Source organism: Pseudomonas sp. xss_4 (assembly GCF_043104125.1).
Taxonomy (GTDB): Bacteria; Pseudomonadota; Gammaproteobacteria; order Pseudomonadales; family Pseudomonadaceae; genus Aquipseudomonas; species Aquipseudomonas parafulva_B.
The window spans coordinates 246,377-256,917 of the sequence record NZ_JBICKJ010000071.1; the positions used below are offsets into that span (position 1 = coordinate 246,377).

Genomic DNA, 10,541 nt, shown 5'->3' on the forward strand with positions numbered 1-10,541 from the left:
CGTCAGGCCCCGACAGGTCATGCGGGCCGCTTGCTCATCCAGTAACGGAACAAGGGCTCGGCCAGGAACAGCACGAAGAGCAGGCGCATCACTTGCAAAGCAGTCACCAGCGGCACCGACAGTTGCAGCGTTTCGGCCGTCAGGCTCATTTCAGCGATGCCGCCGGGCATCATGCCCAGCGTCAGTGAGCGCAGATCCAAAGCTGTGAGCAGGCTCAAGCCCCAGGCGGCAGCGCCAGCCAGGGCCATGCTCAAGGCTGTGGCCACCAGCGTGCGCCCCAGAAATGCCGGCGCGCGGCGGAAGAATGCACGGTTGAAATGGCAGGCCAGACCGCTGCCGATCAGCCATTGGCCGATCTGACTGGCGCCATTGGGCAGGGCGATCTGCAAGTTGCCGGCAAGGCTGACGGTGGCTGCCACCAGCAGCGGCCCGAACAGCCATGGGTTGGGTTGCTGCAGCCGCTGCCAGAGCCAGCCAGCTGCCACGCCCAGCGGTGCGATGAGGGCCAGCCAGGCCCAGCTGACGCTGCCGGTGTGGTTGAGCGCTACGCCATCGCCCAACAGCAGCTTGAACAGCGCCGGCACGCACAGCACCACCGCCAGCACGCGCAGGCTTTGGGCTGCGGCTACCTGGCTCAATACCGCGCCATTGCGCGCACCCAGGTTGACCATTTCACCGGAACCGCCTGGCATGCTGGCAAAGAACGCAGTGGCGCGGTCCTCACCCGAGCGGCGCAGCAACCACACCCCAAGCACGCTCGAAACGGTAGTGAACAAAGCGCCGAAGAAGATCAAGGCGAAGTGACTGCCCACTTGCTCGATGACCTGGGGCGTGAAGTGCAAGCCGATGCCAAGGCCAATGATGCATTGCCCGCAGCGCCGGCCATTGGGTATTTCTGGCAGCTGCCAAGGGCTCAGGCAACGTACCGCGATGATCGCCAGCAACGAGCCGACCATCCACGGCAAAGGCCAGCCGACCTTGCTGGCGGCGAAACCGCCAGCAAGGCCGACCAGCCCAGTTGCCCAGTACAGCGGCAACCCACGATCAGGCATCGGCCATGGCCCGGCGCTGCAGGCTACGCTTGCGCCAGATGCGCACCATAGGCAGTGCGAGCATGAGCGCTACCAGTGCCCAGACACCCATGCTGATCGGGCTCGACCAGAGAATGCCTAACTCGCCGTTGGAAATTGACAATGCCCGGCGCAGGTTCTGCTCCATCAGGCCACCCAGGATGAAGCCCAGCAGAATCGGCGAAAGCGGGAAGTCCAGCTTGCGCAGGATGTAGCCCATGATGCCGATGCCGACCATCAGGAACAGGTCGAAAGTGGTGGCATGCACGGCATAGACACCGATCCCGGTGATGATGGCGATCACCGGCACCAGGGCCCAGTTCGGCACGGCCAGGATGCGGGTGAAGATGCGGATCATCGGGATGTTCAGGATCACCAGCATGATGTTGGCGATGAACAGCGACGCGATCAGGCCCCAGACGATGTCAGGTTGCTGTTCGAACAGCAGCGGGCCTGGGGTGATGTTGTAGAGCGTCAGCGCGCCGATCATCACCGCCGTGGTACCTGAACCGGGCACGCCCAGGGTCAGCATGGGCACAAGGGCGCCACAGCAGGAAGCGCCAATGGCGGTTTCCGGTGCCGCCAGGCCACGGGCGTCACCCTTGCCGAACTTGCCGCTGGCACCGGCCATGCGTTTTTCGGTCATGTAGGCCACTGCACTGGCCAGTGTGGCACCTGCGCCTGGCAACACGCCCATCACAAAGCCCAGCAGGCCGCAGCGAATGTTCACCGCGAACACCGACGCCGCTTCCTTGAAGTTAAACAGCATGCGCCCGGTGGCCTTGACCGCCTGGTGACCGTGGTGGGTCTTTTCCAGCAGCAACAGAATTTCGCTGATCGAGAACAGGCCCAGCACCAGCACGACGAACTGAATGCCGTCGGCCAGGTGCACGCTGTCACCGGTGAAGCGGTACACGCCACTGTTGGCGTCGATGCCCACCGCCGACAGGAACAGGCCGATCAAGGCGGCGATGAAAGTCTTGAGCGGCTTGTCGCCGGCCATGCCGCCCAGGGCGACGATGGCGAACACCATCAGCACGAAGTACTCGGCCGGGCCGAAGGCGATTGCCCACTTGGCCAGCAGCGGGGCGAACAGCACCATGCCGCAGGTGGCGATGAAGGCGCCGATGAACGAGCTCCAGGCCGACAGGGACAGGGCCACGCCCGCCAGGCCCTGGCGGGCCATCGGGTAGCCGTCCAGGGTGGTCATCACGGTCGATGCTTCGCCCGGAATGTTCAGCAGGATCGAGCTGATCCGCCCACCGTACTCGCAGCCCAGGTACACCGCAGCCAGCAGGATCAGTGCCGACTCCGGAGGCAAGCCCAGGGCGAAGGCGATGGGGATCAGCAGGGCCACGCCATTGATCGGGCCCAGGCCCGGCAGCAGGCCGACGACGGTACCGATCAGCGTGCCGGACAGGGCCGTGACCAGATTGTAAGGGGACAGGGCGACGCCGAAGCCCTGGCCCAGGTAGCTCAAGGTATCCATATGTCAGTTCTCCAGTACGCTCAGCAGGCCAAGGGGCAGGGGCACGTCCATGACGCGGTCGAACAGCCAGTAGAGGAACAGGCTCATGCCGACCACGACGATGGCGCTGTGCAGCCAGCGACCGCCATACAGGCGCGCCATGGGCACACCGGCCAGGATGGCGCTGAGGATGAAGCCAAGGGATTCGAAGGTGGCCGCGAAGATCAGCAGCAGGCCGATGCAGGCGGCGATCTTGGTCAAGGTCGCCTTGTCCAGCGCCGGCTCGTCGTCCTTGTGCACGATCGGCGTGGGGCGGATCGCCATGTACAGCAAGCCCAGGCTCATCAGGCCGAGCATCAGCAGCGGGTAGGCACGTGGGCCTACCGGCTCATAGGAAAACGCCGCCTGATAAGGCCAGGCCATCACGGCCAGGGCGGCGCAGACGGCCAGCAGAATCAGGGCGAAGATGCGTTGCAGGATCATGGAGGAATCCTCGGTAAGTAGCGATGGGAGCGGCACACCCGTGAACCTGGGCCAAGGCCCAGGCTAGGCACGGCAGCGTCTGCCTGCTCCCGCCAGGAAAGCCCAGTGGTCTGGATTACTGGACCAGGCCGAATTCCTTGGCCAGCATCTTGTAGTCAGCGACTTGCTTCTTGACGTAGCCATCGAGCTCTTCACCCGTCATGGCGAAGGGGAACAGTTCGCGCTGGTCACGCAACTTGGCGAAGTCTTCGGAGGCCAGCATCTTGTCGAACGATGCTTTCCACCAGGCGTAGTCTTCGTCGCTCACTTTCGGGCCGAGGTAGAAGCCGCGCACCACAGGCCAGACGATGTCGTAGCCCTGCTCCTTGGCAGTGGGGATGTCCTTCATGGCCGGGTCGTCCAGGCGCTTTTCCGAAAACACGGCCAGCAGGCGCATGTTGCCGCTCTCGATGTGCGGCATGGAGTCGGAAATGTCGGTGGAGCCTACCTGGATATGGCCACCGAGCAGTGCGGTGGCAATTTCGCCGCCGCCTTCGAGTGCCACGTAGCGCAGGTCGCGTGGGTTGATGCCGGCTGCCTTGGCGATCAGGGCGGTTTGCATCCAGTCTTGGCTACCTACGGTGCCACCGGAGCCAATCACCACCTTGCTCGGGTCTTTCTTCAGGGCAGCGACCAGGTCGTCGAGGGTTTTGTAGGGCGAGTCGCTCTTGACCGCGATTGCGCCATAGCTGGTGCCGACGGCAGCCAGCCATTTCACTGCATTTTCATCGAAGCGACCAAACTTGCCCTGGGCCAGGTTCAGCAGCGAACCGCTCGACCAGGCCACCAGGGTCCCGGCATCGGCAGGGCGCTGTGCCACCACGGCGTTGTAGGCCACGGCGCCGACACCGCCCGGCATGTAGGTCACGCGCATGGGCTTGCTCAGGATCTTCTCCTGCACCAGGGCGCTTTGCACCAGCTTGCAGGTCAGGTCGAAGCCACCGCCAGGCGAGGCCGGGGCGATGCACTCGGGGCGTTTGGGTTCGGCGGCCAGGGCATTGCCTGCCAGTAGTAGGCAACCGGTTGCCAGTACGATATGGCGCAGTGAAAAGGTCATGGTCTATCTCCGTAGGCGTTGTTGTTATCGGGTTACCACAGGGCGACGCTGTAGCTCACCAGCAGCCGCACTTCGTCGGCGTCACGGGCGAAATTGGAGCGGAAGGTCGCGTTTCGCAGGCGCACCGCCACGTTCTTGAGCGGGCCGTTCTGCACCACGTATTTCAGCTCGGTATCGCGTTCCCATTCCTTGCCCTCGCCACCGCTGGCACGGCTGACGTTGTCGCCGCTGATGTAGCGGGTCAGGAACGTCAGGCCAGGCACGCCGAGTGCGGCAAAGTTGTAGTCGTAGCGGGCCTGCCAGGAGCGCTCGTCGGCATTGGCGAAGTCGTTGATCTGGACGAAATTGACCAGGTATGGGTCGGCACCATCGACATAGGGGAACGCGCTGTCGCCGGTCAGCTGCTGCCAGCCGGCGCTGAACTTGTGCCCGCCCAAGGCATAACTGACCATGCCGTTGAAGGTGGTATTGTCGATGCTGCCGGCCCTGGCAGCGCCTGCGTCATCGCTCAGCGCCAGGCGCAGGTCGAAGGCCAGTGCGCCTGGGCCCACGGCTTGGGTGGCGAGCAGGCCGATGAAGTGCTGGCGGTAGATGTCGTCCAGTTGGGCGAAGTGGTAGCTGCCGGTCAGCCGGTCGTTGAACTGGTAGTCCAGCCCGGCCAGGGACAGGTTGTCTGCGCTGAACGAGCCACCGAAGCGGCCGTTCTTGTTGTTCAGTGCCAGGTCTTCCCAGTTGGTGTCGTCACGGTCCTTGGCCTTGTCCAGGCGCCCGCCGGTGATGGTCAGGCCCTTGATTTCCTTGGAGGTGAGCAGCCCGCCTTCGAATGTCTGCGGCAGAATGCGGCCATCGTTTGGGCGCAGGGTGGGCAGGGAAGGGATCAGCGTGCCGATCTTGAGTTCGGTTTTGGAAATCTTGGCCTTGGCGGTCAGGCCGAGCTTTGAGTACTCGTCGGCAGCTTTGCCGTTGTCATGGGTCGGCAGCAGGCCGCTGCCGGTACGGTCTGGGCTTGAATCGAGCTTGATGCCCATCATGCCGAGCGCATCTACGCCGAAGCCTACGGTGCCTTCGGTATAACCGGATTCGAGGTTGAGCATGAACCCCTGGGCCCATTCGTCGCGCTTGGATTGTTGCGCACTGGTGCCATCGCGAAAGTCGCGATTGAAGTACATGTTGCGGGTTTCGAAGGTGGCCGTGCTGTCTTCGAAGAAGGCGGCCTGACTGAGCGGGGCGACGCCGGCGAGCGCGAGGGCGCTGGCAATGGCGCTGGGGCGTGCGGCAAAGGAACGAGCAGGTGCGAATGCCTGCGGCTGCAATGACAGCATCGTTGTGGCTCCGTTTCTTGTTCTTATTCGATTGCACCTTGCTGGTGCTTTATTCGGCGCTCGGGGCGACCGTGGTGCGATGCTAGGTAACGAACCTTTCGCTAACCTTTCAGCGTGAAAGGTTTGTCGAGCCGGCTTCACAGGTCGCCGCGGCGGGGTACACTCCGCGCCATCGCCCCACCGAACAGGGACAATCCGATGCGTGTGTTGCTGGTAGAAGACCATCTGCAATTGGCTGACAGCGTGGCCCAGGCCCTGAAAGGTCTAGGCCTGACGGTGGATGTGCTGCATGACGGGGTAGCTGCCGACCTTGCGCTTGGCAGTGAGGACTACGCCGTGGCCGTGCTCGACGTGGGCTTGCCGCGTATGGATGGCTTCGAGGTGCTGGCACGCTTGCGCGGGCGTGGCAAGACCGTGCCGGTACTGATGCTCACCGCCCGTAGCGACGTCAAGGATCGGGTCCATGGCCTGAACCTGGGGGCTGACGATTACCTGGCCAAGCCGTTCGAGTTGACCGAGCTTGAGGCACGGGTCAAGGCGCTGCTGCGCCGTAGTGTGCTGGGGGGCGAGCGCCAGCAGCGCTGCGGGCCGCTGGTGTATGACCTCGATACCCGGCGGTTCACCTTGGGTGAAGCGCCGTTGTCCCTGACCTCCCGCGAGCAGGGGGTGCTCGAAGCCTTGATTGCCCGGCCGGGCCGGGTGATGAGCAAGGAACAGTTGGCGGCCCAGGTGTTCGGCCTGGACGAGGACGCCAGCCCCGATGCCATCGAGATCTACGTCCATCGCCTGCGCAAGAAGCTCGATGGCCATCCGGTGGCCATCGTCACCTTCCGCGGCCTGGGGTACCTGCTCGAGCATCGCGATGCGTGAAAACATCAGTCTGCGTGGGCGCCTGCTGGGCAATCTGGCGTTGCTGTTGGTGGTCCTGATGCTGGCCAGTGGGCTCAGTGCCTACTGGAACGGCCGTGAGGCAGCGGACACCGCCTACGACCGAACCCTGCTGGCGTCCGCCCGCACCATCGCCGCGGGCCTGTCGCAACGCGACGGCTCGTTGAGCGCAGATGTGCCCTATGTGGCGCTCGATACCTTTGCCTACGACAGCGCTGGACGCATCTACTACCAAGTCCTGGACATCAACCAGCGGCTGATTTCAGGGTATGAAAAGCTGCCGCCTCCGCCGCCTGGCACCCCGCGCACGGATGACTATCCCGCCCTGGCGCGATTCTATGACGCGACGTATCTGGGACAGAACGTGCGAGTGGTCAGCCTGCTCAAAGCGGTGAGCGAGCCGAACATGAACGGCATGGCGGAAATCCGCGTGGCCGAAACGGATGAGGCGCGGGTGAGCATGGCTCGCGGCCTGATGGGCGATACGTTGCTGCGCCTGGGCATGTTGGCCTTGGGCGCTTTGGTGATGGTGTGGTTCGCCGTCAGTGCGGCGCTGCGACCGCTCGAGCGCCTGCGCACAGCGGTCGAAGAGCGCCAGCCGGACGATCTGCGCCCGTTGCCGGTGGTGCAGGTGCAGCCTGAGCTGCGGCCACTGGTAGGGGCGCTCAACCATTTCACCGAACGTCTGCGTGCACAGTTCGAGCGCCAGGCGCAGTTCATCGCCGATGCTGCCCACGAGCTGCGTACGCCCTTGGCGGCGCTCAAGGCGCGGGTGGAGCTGGGTTTGCGCGCCAGTGAACCGCAGCAGTGGCATCAAACGCTGGAAGCGGCGGCCCAGGGCACCGACAAATTGACGCACCTGGCCAACCAGTTGCTTTCACTGGCACGAGTGGAAAACGGCGCGCGCGCAATCGCCGAGGGGGGCGCCCAGCGCTTGGACCTCAGCCAGCTGGCGCGCGAGCTGGGCATGGCCATGGCGCCGTTGGCGCACAACCGCGGGGTTGCGCTGGCCCTCGAGGCGCAGGCGCCGGTATGGCTCAAGGGCGAGCCAACGTTGCTCAACGAGCTGTTGAGCAACTTGGTCGACAATGCCCTGGCCCACACCCCCAAGGGTGGCAACGTCATCCTGCGCGTGCTCGCGCCTGCGGTGCTCGAGGTGGAAGACGACGGCCCCGGCATTCCAGAGGCCGAGCGTGAGCGGGTGTTCGAGCGTTTTTATCGCCGTAGCGCCCAGGGCAGCGGGTTGGGCCTTGCGATCGTGGGAGAGATCTGCCGGGCTCACCTGGCGCAGATCAGCCTGCATGATGGTGACAACGGCGGGCTGCGCGTGCGGGTGAGTTTCATCGCTGACTGAGCGCAGGCGGCCGGAGTACCCGGCGTCCAGACAGTGTGAAGCCCTCAGCGCAACAAGCTTCGGGCTTCGAGCAGGTCCTCGGCGTGCAGCTCGCTGCCCATGGGCAAGCCCAGGTGTCGGTAGGCTGGCAAGGCTGCCAGCGGCCTTTCCCGACCACGTTGGCTGACACAGCGAGCGATCTGGACCACATCGATGTAGTCGATGCGGTCGGTCTGCCGATCCAGGTCCTGAACCAGGCCAGGCAGCTTGACCAGCTGTTCGGGGAACTCCCAGGCCTTGAGTATCTTGTCGCCCAGGACGGGCTGGATCAGTTCGATGACATGGTGCAGGCAGACCGGATCGGACAGCAGTTCGTTGTGCTCCTCGGCGTAGATCAGTACCGGCAGCGCGCCGATCTGGTTGACCAGGCCGCCCAGTGCCGCCTGATCAGGCTTGAGCCGCGTGTAGCGCCGGGCCAACTCGTAGCTCATCCCCGCGACTTCGAGGCTGTTGGCCCAGATTTCGCGCAGTTTCTGCTCCACGGCAGGCGAGCGCGCATGGAAGATCTGCTCGATGACCAGGCCGATGGCCAGGTTGCAGCTGTAGTTGATGCCCAGGCGGGTGATCGCCGTGTGCAGCTCGGTAACCTCGACCGTGGCTCGCAGCAGCGGGCTGTTGACCACCTTGATCAGGCGTGCCGACAAGGCGGCATCGCGGCCGATCACCCGGCTCAAGGCCGCCACGCTGATCTCGCTGTCTTCCGCAGCCTCGCGGATGCTCAAGGCAACCTCAGGCAAAGTCGGAAGTACCAGGTCATCCTTTTCAATGGCATCCAGCAATTGCGCCTGGACCATTTCGGCCAGCTTGTTCATGGACATGTCTACCGCGGTGGTGAAGCGGCCCCGCTGTCGTGGCAGGGCGGGGCTGGTCAGCGCTGGATTTCCCTGTCGCGGTCCAGTTCGTAGGGCAGGGGCAGCACCTGCAGGCGCGGGCCTTCGAGATGACCCAAGTGCAGGTTGCCATCTTCCACGGCATCGGCTGCGATCACGGCGAGCAGTTCACAGCCAGTGCCGGTACTGGCCGCCATCACCACGTCGCCCACCGAGGAGCCATGCACGGGGGAGAACAGCTGCTCCCCGGCTGCCGGCAGGGCTTGCTGATCGATGGCCAGGCGGTACATGCGACGCTTGAGCTTGCCCAGGTACTGCATGCGCGCAACGATTTCCTGGCCGGTGTAGCACCCTTTCTTGAAGCTGACACCATCGACGGCTTGCAGGTTGATCATTTGCGGAATGAACTGCTCGCGGGTAGGGCCCAGCACCTGGCCGATGCCGGCGCGTATCTGCCCTAGCAGCCATGGGTTGAGGTCACCTTCGGGCAACGTACCGGCCAGGGTCTTGCGCACCTCGCCTGCCAGCTCCGCCGGTGCCCAGAGTTCAGCGCGACCTGTGCTGACCGTTACAGCGATCAGCCCTTCTCGCCGTGCAGTGCTGCCGGCTTCAGGTGCCAATTCCAAACCCAGCGCCGCAAGCGCTGCCTGGCCGTCGTGCAGGCCGAAACGCACCCAGGCGGCGCTCTCGTCGGTCAGGGTGGCCTTAGAGAATACGGCGTACTTCTTCAGGTCGGCCAGTTGCGGCTCCAGCAGTTCACTGGCCATGGCCAGGAGGTAACCGTTGCCTTCGGGCAGAATCCTGAAACTGGACTGCATGCGCCCCTTGACCATGCAACGTGCGCCAAAGCTGGCGTATTCGGGGCTGAGGTAGTTGATGTTGCAGGTCAGCTGGCCCTGCAGGAACTTGCCTGCATCGGAGCCGCGGACAGCGAGAATGCCTTCGTGGGACAGAGGGCAGAAGAAAGCGGTATCGGCCATGGGTCATCGCGGTGGCTTAAAGTCTGGGGCCATCATAGAACGCCGGTAACAAAATAGGTAGGTGACTTAGACCAACAGCTGGCTGTCGCTTCGCGCGGCTGACTGTATACTGGCGGGCCACTCGAGGAGGGCCCCATGGTCGAACAAACTGAACTCAACCGGCTTTTCTGGCACAGCCGCCGAGGCATGCTGGAACTGGACGTCCTGCTGGTGCCTTTCACCCAGGAGGTCTACCCCACCCTCAACGAAGCCGATCGTCAGTTGTATGTTCGGCTGCTGAGCTGTGAGGACCAGGACATGTTCGGCTGGTTCATGGAGCGTACCGAGTCCGAGGACCCGGAGTTGCAGCGCATGGTTCGCATCATCCTGGACCGTGTCCAACCCAAGTGAGTGGTTCGAATGCCGCTGGCAGGGCTCACGCCTGTTGCTGGCGGCCTACCTGATCTGCCAGGTACTCGCCTGGTTCGCCGTGCTTGTCAGCCCGTTACCGTCCTGGTTGGTGTTGCTGGTGATCGCCGCGTGCATTAGCCATGCGGCCTGGGCTATTCCGCGTCGTATTCTGTTGACCCATGTTCAGGCTGTCACCGGGCTGCGCCGTGATGGGGCCGGGTGGTGGGTGTTTTCCCGCGCTCGGGGGTGGCAGCCGGTACGGCTGTGTCGTGACAGCATCGCGTTGCCGTCGCTCGTGGTGCTGAGATTCATCCCTGTTGGGGCGTGGTGGGGGCGCAGCCAGTGTGTGCCCAGGGATGCGCTTGGGACAGATGAGCATCGGCGTTTGCGGGTAAGGTTGAAGTTCAGCCGCAGGCGCTGGGTGGCGCCCATACAGCCCTAACGACCGAGCCGAGCGCCGCGTCTCCTCGCTCTCGCTCTCGCTTCTAAGCGCGCGGTAGCCCAGGCGCCGCAGATCGCGACTTCAGGAGGCCGAGCGTAGGGCTTGCGGAGGGAGGTGACAGGCATGGATGCCTGTCAAGCGCTGGGCCCCAGGATGGGGCCTGCAGCGCGGTCCTCCCG

The 10,541-nt window shown here is 64.1% G+C and carries 11 protein-coding genes; 4 read left to right on the plus strand and 7 right to left on the minus strand.

The features are described 5' to 3' along the window. Positions 1–17 precede the first annotated feature (17 nt). The 5 genes from ACF8GB_RS16045 to ACF8GB_RS16065 form a co-directional block, all read right to left on the minus strand. Positions 18–1,052, minus strand: a complete 1,035-nt coding sequence (locus ACF8GB_RS16045) for an AbrB family transcriptional regulator (RefSeq protein WP_392475718.1) — start codon at positions 1,050–1,052, stop codon at positions 18–20. Further along, the gene (locus ACF8GB_RS16050) at positions 1,045–2,559 is read right to left on the minus strand and encodes a tripartite tricarboxylate transporter permease (protein ID WP_023534356.1); all 1,515 of its coding nucleotides are present in this window, start codon (positions 2,557–2,559) and stop codon (positions 1,045–1,047) included. The genes ACF8GB_RS16045 and ACF8GB_RS16050 overlap by 8 nt, the downstream gene beginning before the upstream one ends. Before the next feature lie 3 nt (positions 2,560–2,562). Continuing rightward, positions 2,563–3,021, minus strand: coding sequence for a tripartite tricarboxylate transporter TctB family protein (locus ACF8GB_RS16055; RefSeq protein WP_058603193.1), 459 nt, complete (start codon positions 3,019–3,021; stop codon positions 2,563–2,565). 115 nt (positions 3,022–3,136) lie between these two features. After that, the gene (locus ACF8GB_RS16060; protein ID WP_058603192.1) at positions 3,137–4,117 is read right to left on the minus strand and encodes a tripartite tricarboxylate transporter substrate binding protein; all 981 of its coding nucleotides are present in this window, start codon (positions 4,115–4,117) and stop codon (positions 3,137–3,139) included. 32 nt (positions 4,118–4,149) lie between these two features. Further along, the gene (locus ACF8GB_RS16065) at positions 4,150–5,439 is read right to left on the minus strand and encodes an OprD family porin (RefSeq protein ID WP_145256055.1); all 1,290 of its coding nucleotides are present in this window, start codon (positions 5,437–5,439) and stop codon (positions 4,150–4,152) included. A 198-nt stretch (positions 5,440–5,637) separates the two neighbouring features. On the opposite strand from ACF8GB_RS16065, the gene ACF8GB_RS16070 reads away from it, so the two are divergent. Together ACF8GB_RS16070 and ACF8GB_RS16075 are read left to right on the plus strand one after the other, a co-directional pair. Then, complete coding sequence (locus ACF8GB_RS16070; RefSeq protein WP_078478079.1) at positions 5,638–6,309, plus strand: response regulator; 672 nt, start codon at positions 5,638–5,640, stop codon at positions 6,307–6,309. Further along, entirely contained in the window at positions 6,302–7,681 is a 1,380-nt protein-coding gene (locus ACF8GB_RS16075; protein ID WP_058639953.1) for a sensor histidine kinase, read from the plus strand. The genes ACF8GB_RS16070 and ACF8GB_RS16075 overlap by 8 nt, the downstream gene beginning before the upstream one ends. Before the next feature lie 44 nt (positions 7,682–7,725). Here the strand turns inward: ACF8GB_RS16075 and ACF8GB_RS16080 are convergent, their stop codons facing one another. Then, positions 7,726–8,532 carry an HDOD domain-containing protein gene (locus ACF8GB_RS16080; RefSeq protein ID WP_058603188.1) on the minus strand — a complete coding sequence of 269 codons (807 nt, stop codon included), beginning with the start codon at positions 8,530–8,532 and terminating at the stop codon, positions 7,726–7,728. A gap of 56 nt (positions 8,533–8,588) precedes the next feature. Next, the gene (locus tag ACF8GB_RS16085; protein ID WP_392527315.1) at positions 8,589–9,530 is read right to left on the minus strand and encodes a YgfZ/GcvT domain-containing protein; all 942 of its coding nucleotides are present in this window, start codon (positions 9,528–9,530) and stop codon (positions 8,589–8,591) included. A 135-nt stretch (positions 9,531–9,665) separates the two neighbouring features. Here ACF8GB_RS16085 and ACF8GB_RS16090 point away from each other — a divergent pair, with 135 nt between their 5' ends. Together ACF8GB_RS16090 and ACF8GB_RS16095 are read left to right on the plus strand one after the other, a co-directional pair. Beyond that, entirely contained in the window at positions 9,666–9,920 is a 255-nt protein-coding gene (locus tag ACF8GB_RS16090; protein ID WP_058603186.1) for a succinate dehydrogenase assembly factor 2, read from the plus strand. Next, complete coding sequence (locus tag ACF8GB_RS16095; protein ID WP_196185207.1) at positions 9,904–10,362, plus strand: protein YgfX; 459 nt, start codon at positions 9,904–9,906, stop codon at positions 10,360–10,362. The genes ACF8GB_RS16090 and ACF8GB_RS16095 overlap by 17 nt, the downstream gene beginning before the upstream one ends. Positions 10,363–10,541: the final 179 nt, after the last annotated feature.

Coding starts and splice junctions, on each gene's coding strand:
- ACF8GB_RS16045 (WP_392475718.1), bottom strand. CDS start 1,052: ATGCCTGATCGTGGGTTGCCGCTGTACTGGGCAACTGGGCTGGTCGGC.
- ACF8GB_RS16050 (WP_023534356.1), bottom strand. CDS start 2,559: ATGGATACCTTGAGCTACCTGGGCCAGGGCTTCGGCGTCGCCCTGTCC.
- ACF8GB_RS16055 (WP_058603193.1), bottom strand. CDS start 3,021: ATGATCCTGCAACGCATCTTCGCCCTGATTCTGCTGGCCGTCTGCGCC.
- ACF8GB_RS16060 (WP_058603192.1), bottom strand. CDS start 4,117: ATGACCTTTTCACTGCGCCATATCGTACTGGCAACCGGTTGCCTACTA.
- ACF8GB_RS16065 (WP_145256055.1), bottom strand. CDS start 5,439: ATGCTGTCATTGCAGCCGCAGGCATTCGCACCTGCTCGTTCCTTTGCC.
- ACF8GB_RS16070 (WP_078478079.1), top strand. CDS start 5,638: ATGCGTGTGTTGCTGGTAGAAGACCATCTGCAATTGGCTGACAGCGTG.
- ACF8GB_RS16075 (WP_058639953.1), top strand. CDS start 6,302: ATGCGTGAAAACATCAGTCTGCGTGGGCGCCTGCTGGGCAATCTGGCG.
- ACF8GB_RS16080 (WP_058603188.1), bottom strand. CDS start 8,532: ATGAACAAGCTGGCCGAAATGGTCCAGGCGCAATTGCTGGATGCCATT.
- ACF8GB_RS16085 (WP_392527315.1), bottom strand. CDS start 9,530: ATGGCCGATACCGCTTTCTTCTGCCCTCTGTCCCACGAAGGCATTCTC.
- ACF8GB_RS16090 (WP_058603186.1), top strand. CDS start 9,666: ATGGTCGAACAAACTGAACTCAACCGGCTTTTCTGGCACAGCCGCCGA.